The organism is Acinetobacter pittii, assembly GCF_034064985.1.
Classification (GTDB): Bacteria; Pseudomonadota; Gammaproteobacteria; order Pseudomonadales; family Moraxellaceae; genus Acinetobacter; species Acinetobacter pittii_H.
On sequence record NZ_CP139249.1, the window covers coordinates 2,936,579 to 2,950,971 of the forward strand.

The window sequence follows — 14,393 nt, forward strand, 5'->3', positions numbered from 1 at the left end:
ATGAAAATTTTATCCATTCGAATAAAAAATCTGGCATCTCTTTCTGATGAGCATTTTATTGATTTTGAAAGTGCGCCCCTCGCCCATGCAGGTCTCATTGCGATCGTGGGAAAAACAGGCGCAGGTAAGTCAACCATTTTAGATGCCATGTGCCTAGCTTTGTTTAATCGGGTTCCACGCCTGAAAGACAGTGACGGTAAATTAAAAGATGTTGATGGTTCTGAGTTACTCACTAACTCACCTTTAACTGTCTTACGCCGTGGTACAGGACATGGTTTTGCTGAGCTTTGCTTTATTGCGCAAGATCAAAAGCGCTATTCGACACGCTGGGAAATTAAGCGGGCACGTGAAAACCCAAATGGTAAATTACAAAGCGTACAACGCCATTTAAAATGCCTGACCGATGGCGTGGTACTTGCAGACAAAGCCAAAGCGGTTGATGAAAAAGTTAAACAAATTACCCAGCTTTCTTTTGAACAGTTTACTCGTGCTGTACTACTTGCTCAGTCAGAAGTGACCGCGTTTTTAAAAGCACGAGACAGCGAACGTGGAGAGTTACTCGAGTACCTGACCAACTCCAGCATTTTCGCCAAAATTGGTGAGCTGGCTTTTCGTAAAACCGCAGATATTGCGAAACAGCGTAAACAGCTTGAAGAGTTTTTAGGATATATTGAAATTTTGTCTGATGAAGATATTGCTGCATTTACCGAACAATACCAGCAAGCCGAACAAAATCATCAACAGTTAGAACAACAAAAAAATATCTTAGACAAACAACAACAATGGTTTGAACGTAAAGCGAAACTTGAGCAAGAAGTTCAAGCTAAACAACAACAGTTTCAAACCCAGCAAAACCATCATCAACAATTGGCTGGTGAGCGTGAGCAATTAAAAAGACTCGAAGTTTTCTCTGAAATACGCCCACAAGTTTTTCAGCAAGCTCAAAATTTACAAACCCTACAACAACTTGAGCCGCAAATTCAGCAAGCTCAGACCAAGTTTAATGAGTTGGTGCAAATTTTTGAAACGGGACAAAAACAATATCAACTTGCAGAACAAGAACTCAAACAGACGCTCGATTTTGAGCAAAAGCATCAACATGCTTTAAACCAAGTTCGACAGTCCATTCAGGAACGTGCTTTTATTGCCGATGAATATAAAAAGTGCAAAGAAAAAAGAAACGTACTTGAGCAAAAACTCAGTCCACTGCACCAGCAGCAAAACACTGTGCAACAGCACATTGCACAGCTTGAGCAGAACCAAATTCATCTGCAACAACAGCTTATCCATACTCAGCAATATGCTGTGTTGGATAAAGGCCTTTCAGCACATCTACATCAACTTGGGCAATTTATTCAAAATTACCAAGCAATCGAACAACAGCTCGGAAACCCTACCCTTGCTCGCCAAAAGCTATCGGAAGCTAAAAGTGAAGTTGAACAACTCACAGCTTCACTCGGCACAGTTGAACAAATTGAGTTAAAACTTGAACAGCAGCGTAAAGATAAAGATCAGAAACTTGCTCAAGTCACACAGTTAGATCTGATTCAGCAAAAAATAAAAATTTATCATGAGCTATATGCTGAGCTTCAGCAATTCTCTGAAAAACAAACGCAAACCTCAGCCCAAGAGCAGCAACTTAAAACCGTTTGCCAGTTAGCTGAACAAGACTACCAAACAGCAAAAACTGAGCGTGAAAAGTTACAGCACATCCTGCAACAGCAGCGTTTATTACACACAGAAAATATTGAACAATTACGGGCCAATCTTAAAGAAGGTGAAGCGTGTTTAGTCTGTGGAAGTACCCACCACCCTTACCGTATTGATGATAGTGCAGTTTCCAAAGCTTTATTCGATTTGCAGCAACAACAAGAGCAGCAAGCTGTTGCACTCGAGCAAACTAAATTTAATGCATGGCAAACCCAGCAACATGCACTTACCCAGTGTCGTGCCGAGCTTGAGCAAGTTCAGAAATATCTAGCTCAACTTCAAACAAAACAATCAAGCTTGCAGCAAGAACTTGATCAGCAATTTAGCCTCAATCACTTACATATTGAGCTTAATCAAGCTCCTGAGCAGATCTTGCTAACTCTGAACGAACTCAGACAAGCGGCACAAACTGCCATAAGTTCATTTGACTCAGAAAACTTGCGTTTAACCCAAGCGATTAAACAGCACAATCAACTGGTTCAATCAATTCAACGTAATGAAAGTTTGCTTAATGCGGCACAGCAATGGCAACAACAAGTTCAACATATTGTCGAGTGTTTATCGGAAGCTGAAAAGCACGCATGGCAGCAGTCGAGTAGCCAAACGGCTAAACAGACTTGGTCGATTTTAGACGCACGTGCTAAGCAACTTGAGCAACAAGAACAGCTTTCACAGCGTTTTGAACAGCAGCAACAGGAACTTAAAATGTTAGCTGCCAATCTTGAGCAAATGACCAAGCAAATTGATGAGATCGATCAAAATCTCCAAGAGATTACGCTTAAAGGCCAACAAAATAATGAAAAAGCGGTGTCGCTCATTCAGCAAATGACGGGCCGCTCGGATCTTAAACCGCATGAATGGCTAATTGAGCATGACGTTAAACGTCAGCAACAACAAACGGCGTATCACGAGGCTAAACAATGTTTTGAACAAACCAGACAGCACTTTGAGCAGCAAAAACAAGCACTCGATCAGCTTAAGCATCAACATCAACACACTGCGGGGCACCAGCAGCAGATTGATGAGCAAATTCAAAACTGGTTAAAAGCCCACACTGATTTTCAGGCAACTGATCTTACGGCGCTCATGCAAATTAATTCAGCTCAAGAGCAAGATATTCGTAACCGTCTTAATCATGCCGAGCGTTTATTAAGTGAAGCCTCTTCTGCCCTTAAAACCATGCAAGAGCAATTGAGCGAGCACTTACAAACTCAGCCAGATATTGAATATGAAAAGCTTGTTAGCCTTATTCAAGACAATATTGCAGAGCTTAAAGCCCAGCTTGAAGTACGTGATCGGCTTAAGCTTAAGCTTGAAGTCCATCAGCAAAATCTGGCTAAACAGCAACAATACGCTGAGCAAATTCAAAATATTCAGCAAGAAGAACATCGCTGGAGCAAAATTTCAGGCTTGATTGGTGATGCAAAAGGTAAAGAGTTCCGCGACTATGCCCAGCAATATCACCTAGATATTTTAGTGGAACATGCTAACCAGCAACTGGCAATGCTGTCTCAACGTTATACGTTAAAACGCCTAGATCAGTCTCTAAGTCTTGCGATTATTGACCATGACATGGATGGAGAAACCCGTTCTGTTGCATCTTTGTCTGGCGGTGAGTCGTTCTTAACTGCCCTTGCCTTGTCTTTAGCGATTGCCAATATGGCCTCGGGCTCAATGAAAATTGAATCGCTGTTTATTGATGAAGGCTTTGGTACTTTAGACGCCTCATCTTTGCACATGGTGATGAATGCTTTAGACCAATTGCAAAATCAGGGGCGTCAGGTCATTCTCATCTCACACATTCAAGAAATGCATGAGCGTATTCCTGTACAAATTCAGGTAAAACCACTCGGCGCAGGTGCAAGTACCATAGAAGTAGTAGGTTAAAACTAAAAAGCCCCGACATCCTGTCGGGGCTTTTTTAGATTCTGCGTTGGTATAACTCCTGTCGTACCTGTATGCATCCATTCATCACTGTTTATTGTTATTCTTAGAAACATCCTGTTTCCTGATGAGTTCATAATACGAAAAAAGCATTGTCTGCCATAGCCGCAAAAGGCCGCAGTTTCTGTAAGATAAAGCTTACATCACCTTTTTTGCGAATAGTCTCTAGCACCAAATAAGGCTGTTCCTACACGAACCATGGTTGAACCAGCCGCAATTGCAGCTTCTAAATCACTCGACATTCCCATACTTAAAGTGTCCCAATCTTCTGGGTGGGCATGTTGGTCTTTCACAGCATCAAACAAGGCTTTAGCATCTGCAAAAGCGGCAGTATTGTCAGGCGCTGGAATGACCATTAAGCCACGTAACCTGATTTTCGGTAGTTGACTCATTTGACCAACTAACTCGGCAACTTCATCTGGTACACAGCCATCTTTACTGTCTTGCCCATCAATATTCACTTGCAAACAAATATTAAGCGCAGATTGATCATCACCACGCTGGTTAGATAGGCGCTCGGCAATAATTAAACGATCTACACCATGTACCCAATCAAATTTCTCGGCCAAATGCTTCGTCTTGTTGCGTTGAACATGACCAATGAAATGCCATTCAATGTCTAAATCCTGTAAAGCTTCGACTTTATCTAAAGCTTCTTGCAAATAGTTTTCGCCAAATGCTCTTTGCCCTGCTGCATACATTTCACGCAAACTTTCACTTGGATGTGTTTTCGATACGCCTAAAAGTTGTACGGTTTCAGGCGCACGTTGAGCATGTTCACAAGCACTTTGGATTTGCTGTAATACGTGCTGCCGCGCATCTTGCAGGTAATTCATTGACAAGGTTCTCATTTTCAAAAAACTTTTTTGCTTTTCACCTAAAGCGAGGTGTTGGTAAGCCTCGGTGAAAGCCGTATATTATTCTACAAAATAATGACATATTTTGATTTACTTGGGGAAATTATGGATATTACAGAGCTACTCGCCTTCTCTGTGAAAAATGGCGCGTCCGATTTACACTTGTCTGCTGGCATGCCACCAATGATTCGCGTGGATGGTGAAGTCCGTCGCATTAACTTACCTGCTCTAGATCATAAAGATGTTCATCGTCTGGTCTACGACATCATGAATGATAAACAGCGTCGTGACTACGAAGAAAAGCTTGAAACCGACTTTTCTTTTGAAGTACCCAACGTTGCTCGTTTCCGTGTAAACGCATTTAACCAAAACCGTGGTGCGGGTGCAGTTTTTCGTACCATTCCCTCTAAAGTACTCACCATGGAAGATTTAGGCCTAGGTCAAATCTTTAAAGACATTTGTGATTATCCACGCGGTATTGTACTGGTGACAGGCCCAACAGGTTCTGGTAAATCGACGACACTTGCAGCGATGATGGACTACATCAACGAAAACCGTTATGACCACATTCTAACGGTTGAAGACCCTATCGAATTTGTACATCAGTCAAAGAAATGCCTGATTAACCAACGTGAAGTGCATCGTGATACACACGGCTTTAATGAGGCACTACGTTCAGCACTGCGTGAAGACCCTGATATTATTTTGGTCGGTGAGATGCGTGACCTTGAGACTATTCGTTTAGCGCTTACCGCTGCCGAAACAGGTCATTTGGTGTTTGGCACGCTGCATACCACTTCTGCTGCAAAAACTATTGACCGTGTGATTGACGTATTCCCTGCCGAAGAAAAAGATATGGTCCGTGCCATGCTGTCTGAATCATTACAGGCTGTAATTTCACAAACCCTGCTTAAAAAGAATGGTGGCGGTCGTGTCGCAGCTCATGAAATTATGATTGGTATTCCTGCCATTCGTAACTTAATTCGTGAAAATAAAGTTGCGCAAATGTACTCAGCTATTCAGACTGGCGCAAATCATGGCATGACCACCCTCGACCAAAGCTTAAAAAATTTGGTGTCTCGCGGTGTGATCAGCCCACAAACGGCTCGTACTGCTGCTAAACAGCCTGAATCATTTCTATAAAAATAATTAGAGAATAAATATGGATTTTAATGACCTGCTCAACCTGATGGTTGAAAAAAAATCATCCGACCTCTTTATTACAGATGGCGTTGCACCATCGATGAAGATTAACGGGCAAATTGTCCCCATTTCAAAAAATAGTCTTTCAGGCGAAATTATCGGGCAACTCTTACATTCCATCATGAGTGAAAAACAACGCAAAGAATTTGCTGAGACTCGCGAATGTAATTTTGCCATTATGAACCGTGATAAAACTGCCCGCTTTCGTGTGAGTGCTTTTCAGCAACGCGACATGCCAGGCATGGTATTACGGCGAATTGAAACCAAAATTCCTTCAATTGATGACTTACAATTACCGCCAGTGCTTAAAGATTTATCGATGACCAAACGCGGCATTATTATTTTCGTAGGCGCGACAGGTACAGGTAAATCTACTTCATTGGCTTCAATGATTAGCTATCGTAACCATAACTCTAAAGGTCATATCATTACCATTGAAGACCCGATTGAGTTTATTCATGAACATGCTGGCTGCATCATTACCCAACGTGAAGTCGGGATCGATACAGACTCATTCGAAATTGCCTTAAAGAATACGTTGCGACAAGCACCCGATGTGATCTTAATTGGTGAGATTCGCTCTCGTGAAGTCATGGACTATGCGATTGGTTTTGCCGAAACGGGTCACTTGGTCTTAGCCACGATGCATGCGAACAACGCCAACCAAGCACTTGACCGTATTATTCACTTCTTTGAAAGTGACCGTCATAGCCAGCTCTACATGGATTTATCGCTTAATTTAAAGGCCATGATTGCACAACAACTTATTCCGACTCCAGATGGTAATTCGCGCCGTGCAGCGATTGAGATTCTCATTAACTCACCACTAATTTCAGACTATATTCGCAAAGGCGAAATTCATGAAATTAAAGATTTAATGAAACGCTCACGTGAACTCGGTATGCAAACTTTTGACCAAGCACTGTTTGATCTTTATAAGTCAGGCCAAATTACCTACAAAGATGCATTAAAACATGCCGACTCACCAAACGATTTACGTTTAACAATTAAGCTTGCCGAAGAAGGTCCTGAGCAAATTGCAGGCACAAATCAGCATTTAACCTTCGACCGACAGTAATTTCTTCATAAAAAAAGGAAGGTTAAACGTAACCTTCCTTTTTTATTTGTTTTCTTTGTGTGAAAACGATTATTTCTTGCGCAGTACTTCCTGACATTCAGGTTCGTTACAGTAACCGTAGAGGTTTAATGAGTGACCCGTTAAGGTAAACCCATGTTGCTCAGCTACAGCATGCTGTTCTTTCTCGATAACATCATTAGTAAATTCAATAACTTTGTTGCAATTATGGCAAACCAAATGATCGTGGTGATCTTCTTGCATAATTTCGAAAACAGAATGATTATTTTCGAAATGGTGGCGCTGAATGATACCTGCAGCTTCAAATTGTGTTAACACACGGTAAACTGTCGCAAGACCGACATCTTCCCCTTGTTCTAACAAAGTCTTGTAAATATCTTCAGCGCTAAGATGATGTTGTTTTGAATTTTCTAATAATTCCAAAATCTTAATTCGAGGAAGGGTAACTTTAAGTCCAGCTTTGCGCAAATCTTGATTGGAAATAGGCATGAAAAAAGGTCTCTCAACAAATCTCAAGTTGGAATAGGCAATAGAATTTAGATGAAGTATGATCTATCCTTTGATCAAATGCATCATAATTTATTGGGATAGTGTAGCAAAATGCAAAAACTCGTGCTGACGTTATTAGTCACTTCACTCCTTGCTGGTTGTTCAATCTTTGGTGTATATAAGGTTGATATTCCTCAAGGGACTCCATTGACCAAAGCTCAAGCCTCTCAAGTACAAGTCGGCATGAATTTCCAGCAAGTGCGTTTTTTGCTTGGTAGTCCAACTGTGACTGATCCCCTCAATCCTCTACGTTGGGACTACATTTACAACTATATCCCGGGAACTTATGCTAAAAAAGCAAAAATCCCCGCAGCACATGGTCAGCATTTAAAAATTTACTTTGATGGCACTGGCACAGTAACTAAAATTGAAGGTTTAGAAACTATTCCAGAATCGCAACCAGGTTTACCTGCTTCTAAAGAAGCGATTTTAACTGCACCACCACTATAATCGTTTTTTCTAATAAAAATAAACCCCTCAAGTGAAATACTTTGAGGGGTTTTGTTTATGGGGCTTATTGCTTAAAGCGATTACTTTTAATATATCGCCCCACAGGGTTTTTCTCGGCGCGTTTACGACGTATATCTTTGGGGTTAATCGTTAAAGGTCGATAAATCTCAACTCGATCACCAGCTTGCAAAATCGCATGTGCTTCAACTTTTGCGCCAAAGATGCCAAGTTGTAATGGCTCAGGCAAACTGACCTGTGTCTGCAAGCCACTCGCCTCAACTGCTTGTAATGCAGTCATACCAGCTTCAAATGGAATAGCAACTAAAAACTGTTGCTCTGGGGCTGCATAAGCAACCCACACTTGCTGAGCTTTTTCCATCAGATAATTTGTCCAATCACCGCAATCATGGCAATCACAATTGAAAGCGGCAATACAATACGTACCGCAATGCGCCATAAGTTATAAAACAACTCATTGCTAAAATTCATAGATTTACGCAAATGGCTAATTTTCATAATCCAGCCAGCAAAAATGGCATAGATCAAGCAAATGAGTAATCCCCAAAGCATCAAAATCAGCGTAAAGATGTTATGAAGCTCAGGCACAGCCCAAACAGCAATCGCTATAACAATAATCACCCACTGTAAAATAGGCATAAGCTGACGCTGAGCAAGCTGCTCTCTAGCCAATTGCACAAATAACGCTGTTGTCATTACTGCGGTAAAGATCCAAGTAAAAACAGGAAGCTGTGCTTGTAAAGAAAAGAAACCAAAGGCAATCACAGCAATTAACTGAGCTAACCAAATTGGAAGAACTGTTTTCGTTGCACCTTCTTGCGACTGAACAGCACCTACACTATTTTGCCAGTAAAGCCCTAAGCCTAATCCACTTGCAACAAGTGCAAGTACAGTCGCATTACCCCATTCTTTAAACTCAACATTGGTCCAATGCCAAGGCTTTAAAGTCGTTCCCATCGTGTTAGCTAAAACAAGAGAAGCGATTACACCAATCGTCATCAGTAAGATTAAAATCTGACGTGGAATAAAGGATAAAATGAGGGCCACAACAGCAAGACCAGCAAAAACAAGTTGCACTGAAACACTATTATTAAGTTGTGTAGTCAGTAAATTGCCAGCTGTACTTAATACATTACCAGCTAAAAATGGAATAAAAATAACCGCAAGCCAGCCAACCAAACGCCATTTTGGGGAACTATCTGCTTCACGAGTTAAACTTGATAAAGCATTTAAGGCTGTAGTCTTCGACCGTTTTGCTAAAGCAATTTCCAAATAACAAACTGGTAGTGCCAATAACAACATTGTGCCTAACCACAATAACCAGAAATCGAGTTGACGATCAATCTGGATTCCCATTGTGGGTGCCAATGTCGCCATAATGATGAAAGATAAGCAAAACGCCATCAGGGGCGATAACCATCGTGACATAGGTATGTCCTGCATTATGCATTCCTTGAAAAAGACTAGAGATATTTTGCCCGTGTCATGCTTGAAAATCAAAGTTTGCTCAATAAAAAAAGCAAACTACCGAATCGATAGTTTGCCGCGCTAACTGAAATTATGAGTTATTTTTATTTCAGGTTATGAGAAAAACCGAGCAAACCAGTTTTTCCCTTTTTTCTTTTCTTTTTCTCTAATAATTCCCATCATATTTTCTTTTACTGCTCCTACATAATCGGCATCATCATGTTGAATATGGTTAATTAACCATTTAGCCAAAATTTCTTGTAATTCTGCTTCAATCGTGTGCCCCATTTCAAAACGTTCACGATATAACTCTATTTTTTTAATAAATAAATCATGTACACGTTTATGAGGTACACGATATTTATAATCAGCTTCCTCTTGCAAACTTTCTTCGAAAGTAAAATGTGATTGCGTGTAATCGATAATATTGTCTAGAACATCTTTAATACGACGTCTATCCTCTTCATCTTTTACATCATCAATCTCATTAATATAATCAAGTATTCGTTTATGTTGCTCATCAATAACATCAATACCCGTATTATATTCTGAAGCCCATTTCATTTTCATACATCTCCCCAATGATGATTAATGATCGTTGCATAAACTCCATGATATATTTAAAGAATATAAATAAAAACAAACCTATTTTGTCGGCTTTAGCATATAAAAATTATATTCAACTCAAGTTTTTGTTTTTAAAATATTTAATTAAAATTAACCAACTAAAATAATAAAGTATTTTTTAAACAAACTATTTAATTGTTAAATGATAAAAATATATAAATATCCTTATTCATATATTTTAAATGTATTTTATATTAATACTGATCTGCACGCGTAATACGTTTAAGTTCAGGATTTTCCTGTTCACGCTTTAATCTTTCTACAAAGGTAATAGCCTTTTTAATCGGTTTACCATTTTGAAATAAAATCATTTCACCAGGTTGGTAGGCTGTCCAATTTTCATTATGTGTTAAAGGTTCAGTGGTTATTACTGCCACACGATCGTCAGGTGTTGTTACCTGGCTAAAATCGACTTCGACATCTAAATCAATTAAATGAGCATGATTAAATGGATATTCACGAACGAGCCAATGTAATTTAGTAATGGCATAACTAAATAATGCTTTGCCATTAGATAGACAATAATTAAATGTGCCGTATTCCGCAATTTGTGGAGAAATCTTTTCTAATACTTCAAAGATTTGTTCAAGACTTGGCTCTTCATAACCAAATACTTCAACGAGTTGATCGAGCAAATAACAAAATGCCCGCTCACTATCGGTATTACCTACTGGTGTGAAACGTCCACTTAACGGCGGATTAAAGTCATGTAAATCGCCATTATGAGCAAAAATCCAGTGTCGCCCCCACAACTCACGAATAAAGGGATGTGAATTTTCTAAAGTGATTTTGCCTTGAGTAGCTTTTCGAATGTGTGCAATCACATTGCGTGATTTAATAGGATAATTACGAATAAGATCGGCAATTGGAGATTCAACTGCCGACTGGTTATCAACGAATAAACGGCATGCCTTATCTTCGAAAAATGCGATGCCAAATCCATCACTATGATCTGAGGTAATTCCTGCCCGTTGTGAAAAACCACGGAAGGAAAAAGTAATATCCGTTGGTGTTGCACAATTCATTCCTAATAGCTGGCACATATCGCTTTTAAACTACTTCTAATTACCCCATCTGCTCTATTGTGCATGAGAGTAAAATGGCTTGCAAATCTCAATATGTGCTGGCTATTACAAAATAGGAAATATGATTAACGCTGCACCATTTTATTCATGACAAATGAGGTCGCGACTTTATTCACCTCAAGAAATACAAAATAATCTAGACAGTTAAATTCTTCATCAAAAAATGCCTGTTTCGATAGTTTTGACTGCATGCTCAGATACATTTGGAATAGCTTTGGCATACGTTCATCTTGTGGGAAGCTAAACTCAGGATATTCAGGTTCATAGATTTTTTTAGAACGAATATCAATCGTTTTGCTTTCAGATAACTGTTGAATCTGGCGATGTGTGTAATACGCTCTAGCTAAATTATCTTGCAAATGAATACTGACACAGCCCATTAAATATTTAGCGCGCATTGACCAGAGTACTTTCGGTGCAAGGTTTAACCATAACATTGATAATGCTTTACCATTACGAAAGCGAGGATGTACACAAGTACGGCCTATTTCTAACACATTTGGAAGATGGGATAATTGAGGAACAATATCGAACTCATGAGCACTGTAGCTTTGTGCTATTTCGTGGCCTTGAAATAGTTTTAAACGAGTATACGCTACAATTTCTCCAGTCCATTTTTCACGCAAGACTGCGTGTTCACAACCAAAATCGTAAATATCTTGGTCTAAATTATCTTCAAACTTGATTCCGAATTGTTGGCTAAATTGTTGTGCACGAAACCGTTGTACATCTTGTAATTCTTTTAAATTATCAACCCATTCAAAACGAAATTGCGTCTGATTTATTGCTTTATGACGATTTAAAGGTAAAGTCCAGGTTTGGCGATATTGATTAAATTTTTCCAGCATAATGAACGCTCCTAGTGACATCCCCTACACTAGTCAAAGCTCATGACAAAAAAATGACCAAATTAAAATGGCATAAAAAAAGACCACCTAGAGTGATCTTTTTATTGAGAATAATGGATTTCTTAAGCTGTTTTAGTGCGGTTAGAAATCAGTGTTCCCACGCCATGATCAGTGAAGATTTCAAGTAAGGATGCATGTGGCACACGACCATCAACAATATGCGCGCTCACAACACCACCTTTAACAGCGTCAAGCGCACAGCCTACTTTAGGAATCATGCCGCCATAGATCACACCTGTTTCAATGAGGCGATCAACTTCTTGCGTCGTAAGGCCAGTTAACAGATTTTTATTTTCATCAAGCACACCACTAATATTGGTGAGCAAAATTAATTTTTCAGCGCCTAATGCTTCTGCAACCTTACCTGCAACTAAATCAGCATTAATATTATAAGTATTGCCTTCTTCATCTACACCTAGTGGTGCAATAACTGGAATAAAGTCACTTTGAGTGAACATTTCCAATACATCTGTTTTAACACCAGTAACTTCACCCACCATACCCAAATCGATATGTTTGATAGAACCGTCTTCTTCTTGCTTTTCCATAAGCAATTTACGGGCACGAAGTAAATTACCGTCTTTACCCGTTAAACCAATCGCACGTCCACCGTGTTTATTAATCAGATTAACGATCGATTTATTTACGCTACCGCCCAATACCATTTCAACCACTTCCATGGTTGCAGCATCAGTTACGCGCATACCGTCAATGCGGTCAGATTCACGGCCTAACTGCTTTAAGAATGAGTCCACTTGTGGTCCACCACCGTGAACAACAATCGGATTTAATCCTACAGTTTTAAGTAAAACGATGTCTCGGGCAAATGAACTTTCAAGCTCTGGATCAGTCATTGCGTTGCCACCGTATTTCACCACCAGCGTTTTACCAGTAAAGCGTTGAATATACGGCAAAGCTTCAATCAAGATTTTTGCTTTGTCGACACCGATATGCTGATGTTGTGGCATTACGCCTCTCCTTACTTAGGCCTCTGAAAGTTCTTGTGCAATTTGCGGATAGTGTTCTTGTAACATATCTACAAATTTTTGCTGGATTTCCTTTAATCGTAAAGGATTATCCGCATCAAATCTTACTGTAAAATATTCACCAGTATTTGATGCTCGAATAATGCCAAAACCATCATCAAAATCAAGACGTACGCCATCGATTTTACTAATACGTGCCCCTAAGCGATGACTTAAAATCTCAATATCTTGTAATACATATTTTGGATCTGACTGATAAGTACCAATATAGGTATCTTCTGTGCAACATCTTTCTGGATATGAGGCAAATAATTCAGAAATAGTTGTAGCACTCGATTGAGTAAAATACTCCATTACCCGTAATGCAGCATACAAACCATCGTCGTAGCCAAAACCACGGCCATCATTAAATACATAATGACCTGCATATTCTCCACCGAAAATGGCACGCCCACCCGACTGAGACAAATAAGCCCGTAGGAAGCTACTTCCCGTGCGGATCATTTTTGCTTTTCCACCGAGTTTTTCGACAGTCTCTTGAACCATACGTGAACATTTCACATCAAAAACAATCTCGTGCTCTGGATGCTGCTCAAGGCACATTTGCGCAAAAAGCGACAATAAGCGGTCTGCTGTCAATATCTGTGCTTTTTCATCGACTAAAACAACGCGGTCTCCATCACCATCCAAAGCAATACCAATATCAGCCTGCTGCTCGACCACTGCTTTTCGCAAGCTAGTTAAATGAGCTGCATTTGAAGGGTCTGGTGCGTGATCTGGAAACTCTCCATTTGGATCGGTACGTAAAGCAATGACTTCACAACCCATTTTTTCCAAGATTAGCTTTGAACAATGCCCAGCTGAACCATGTAAACCATCTAAAACAACTTTTAAAGGGTGCTTTAAATGAATATCTTTGAAAATAGCTTGTTGGTATTTTTGGCAAAATTCAGCTTTAAATTGAGGTAAGGTTAGCTCAAGTACAGAAATTGAATGGTTGGGTACATAAGTTTGGGCTTCTTCACCCACCTGCTGAATCATTTCTGGAGACGGCGGTTCACCTTTTAAAATCCACTTAATACCATTATCCGATTTTGGATTATGGCTTGCGGTCACCATAATACCGTTGCCACCAAAATCTCTAGCAATGTAATACATCATCGGGGATGAGCAGCAGCCAATATTGGTAACGTTTAAGCCTTGTTCTATTAAAATTTCTTCAATTAAGTGCGCATAAGCTGGGCTAGTGAGACGGGCATCATAGCCAATCACTAATTGAGTTTGTTTTGCTTGTTTGTATTGCTGTGCCAATCCGTAGGCAATTGAACGGACAACGTCCGTGGTTAAGTAAGAAAGTTTGCCTCTAATATCGTAAGCACGAAAAATACTTTTAGGAAATGAGTGTCTTACATTCATAGCGTATCTTCTATTTAAAGATCAATTCGATCTATCGCAAAAACATAGATTATTCAAAATTTTTGAAAGGTTTGTTT

Annotated in this window: 13 protein-coding genes; 4 read left to right on the forward strand and 9 right to left on the reverse strand. The window is 39.7% G+C overall.

The features are described 5' to 3' along the window. Positions 1-3,597, forward strand: coding sequence for an SbcC/MukB-like Walker B domain-containing protein (sbcC, locus tag SOI76_RS14060; protein ID WP_104079281.1), 3,597 nt, complete (start codon positions 1-3; stop codon positions 3,595-3,597). 200 nt (positions 3,598-3,797) lie between these two features. On the opposite strand, the gene yggS is transcribed toward sbcC, so the two are convergent. Beyond that, positions 3,798-4,490: a YggS family pyridoxal phosphate-dependent enzyme gene (yggS, locus tag SOI76_RS14065; protein WP_104079280.1), complete on the reverse strand. Its 693-nt coding sequence runs from the start codon at positions 4,488-4,490 to the stop codon at positions 3,798-3,800. Positions 4,491-4,616: 126 nt separating this feature from the next. On the opposite strand from yggS, the gene pilT reads away from it, so the two are divergent. Both pilT and pilU read left to right on the forward strand, forming a co-directional pair. Continuing rightward, on the forward strand, positions 4,617-5,654 hold the full coding sequence (gene pilT / locus SOI76_RS14070) for a type IV pilus twitching motility protein PilT (RefSeq protein ID WP_002121749.1): 1,038 nt from the start codon (positions 4,617-4,619) through the stop codon (positions 5,652-5,654). A gap of 19 nt (positions 5,655-5,673) precedes the next feature. Then, complete coding sequence (gene pilU, locus SOI76_RS14075) at positions 5,674-6,792, forward strand: PilT/PilU family type 4a pilus ATPase (RefSeq protein WP_005070855.1); 1,119 nt, start codon at positions 5,674-5,676, stop codon at positions 6,790-6,792. A 69-nt stretch (positions 6,793-6,861) separates the two neighbouring features. On the opposite strand, the gene fur is transcribed toward pilU, so the two are convergent. Continuing rightward, positions 6,862-7,299 (reverse strand): ferric iron uptake transcriptional regulator, encoded by a 438-nt coding sequence (fur, locus tag SOI76_RS14080; RefSeq protein ID WP_002121758.1) that lies wholly within the window; start codon positions 7,297-7,299, stop codon positions 6,862-6,864. A gap of 111 nt (positions 7,300-7,410) precedes the next feature. Between fur and omlA the strand changes: the two genes are divergently transcribed. Next, positions 7,411-7,809, forward strand: a complete 399-nt coding sequence (omlA, locus tag SOI76_RS14085) for an outer membrane protein assembly factor BamE (protein WP_002121740.1) — start codon at positions 7,411-7,413, stop codon at positions 7,807-7,809. Between the two features lie 64 nt (positions 7,810-7,873). Here omlA and SOI76_RS14090 read toward each other — a convergent pair whose 3' ends face one another. From SOI76_RS14090 to algC, 7 genes are all read right to left on the reverse strand, one after another. Next, positions 7,874-8,188 (reverse strand): RnfH family protein, encoded by a 315-nt coding sequence (locus SOI76_RS14090; protein WP_017481335.1) that lies wholly within the window; start codon positions 8,186-8,188, stop codon positions 7,874-7,876. Continuing rightward, complete coding sequence (locus SOI76_RS14095) at positions 8,188-9,255, reverse strand: hypothetical protein (protein ID WP_104079279.1); 1,068 nt, start codon at positions 9,253-9,255, stop codon at positions 8,188-8,190. The genes SOI76_RS14090 and SOI76_RS14095 overlap by 1 nt, the downstream gene beginning before the upstream one ends. Before the next feature lie 153 nt (positions 9,256-9,408). Continuing rightward, on the reverse strand, positions 9,409-9,864 hold the full coding sequence (locus tag SOI76_RS14100) for a bacteriohemerythrin (protein WP_002121698.1): 456 nt from the start codon (positions 9,862-9,864) through the stop codon (positions 9,409-9,411). 251 nt (positions 9,865-10,115) lie between these two features. Continuing rightward, positions 10,116-10,964 (reverse strand): class II glutamine amidotransferase, encoded by an 849-nt coding sequence (locus SOI76_RS14105; protein ID WP_104079278.1) that lies wholly within the window; start codon positions 10,962-10,964, stop codon positions 10,116-10,118. Positions 10,965-11,071: 107 nt separating this feature from the next. Next, the gene (locus SOI76_RS14110) at positions 11,072-11,854 is read right to left on the reverse strand and encodes a GNAT family N-acetyltransferase (protein ID WP_016144532.1); all 783 of its coding nucleotides are present in this window, start codon (positions 11,852-11,854) and stop codon (positions 11,072-11,074) included. Positions 11,855-11,976: 122 nt separating this feature from the next. Then, positions 11,977-12,882, reverse strand: a complete 906-nt coding sequence (gene argB / locus SOI76_RS14115; protein WP_032055153.1) for an acetylglutamate kinase — start codon at positions 12,880-12,882, stop codon at positions 11,977-11,979. 15 nt (positions 12,883-12,897) lie between these two features. Beyond that, positions 12,898-14,316, reverse strand: a complete 1,419-nt coding sequence (gene algC / locus SOI76_RS14120; RefSeq protein WP_104079277.1) for a phosphomannomutase/phosphoglucomutase — start codon at positions 14,314-14,316, stop codon at positions 12,898-12,900. Positions 14,317-14,393 lie beyond the last annotated feature (77 nt).

What these genes read in the sequence shown, in the direction of transcription:
- fur (WP_002121758.1), bottom strand. Translation starts at nt 7,299, where the DNA reads ATGCCTATTTCCAATCAAGATTTGCGCAAAGCTGGACTTAAAGTTACC.
- SOI76_RS14090 (WP_017481335.1), bottom strand. Translation starts at nt 8,188, where the DNA reads ATGGAAAAAGCTCAGCAAGTGTGGGTTGCTTATGCAGCCCCAGAGCAA.
- yggS (WP_104079280.1), bottom strand. Translation starts at nt 4,490, where the DNA reads ATGAATTACCTGCAAGATGCGCGGCAGCACGTATTACAGCAAATCCAA.
- SOI76_RS14105 (WP_104079278.1), bottom strand. Translation starts at nt 10,964, where the DNA reads ATGTGCCAGCTATTAGGAATGAATTGTGCAACACCAACGGATATTACT.
- sbcC (WP_104079281.1), top strand. Translation starts at nt 1, where the DNA reads ATGAAAATTTTATCCATTCGAATAAAAAATCTGGCATCTCTTTCTGAT.
- algC (WP_104079277.1), bottom strand. Translation starts at nt 14,316, where the DNA reads ATGAATGTAAGACACTCATTTCCTAAAAGTATTTTTCGTGCTTACGAT.
- SOI76_RS14110 (WP_016144532.1), bottom strand. Translation starts at nt 11,854, where the DNA reads ATGCTGGAAAAATTTAATCAATATCGCCAAACCTGGACTTTACCTTTA.
- SOI76_RS14100 (WP_002121698.1), bottom strand. Translation starts at nt 9,864, where the DNA reads ATGAAAATGAAATGGGCTTCAGAATATAATACGGGTATTGATGTTATT.
- pilT (WP_002121749.1), top strand. Translation starts at nt 4,617, where the DNA reads ATGGATATTACAGAGCTACTCGCCTTCTCTGTGAAAAATGGCGCGTCC.
- pilU (WP_005070855.1), top strand. Translation starts at nt 5,674, where the DNA reads ATGGATTTTAATGACCTGCTCAACCTGATGGTTGAAAAAAAATCATCC.
- argB (WP_032055153.1), bottom strand. Translation starts at nt 12,882, where the DNA reads ATGCCACAACATCAGCATATCGGTGTCGACAAAGCAAAAATCTTGATT.
- omlA (WP_002121740.1), top strand. Translation starts at nt 7,411, where the DNA reads ATGCAAAAACTCGTGCTGACGTTATTAGTCACTTCACTCCTTGCTGGT.
- SOI76_RS14095 (WP_104079279.1), bottom strand. Translation starts at nt 9,255, where the DNA reads ATGTCACGATGGTTATCGCCCCTGATGGCGTTTTGCTTATCTTTCATC.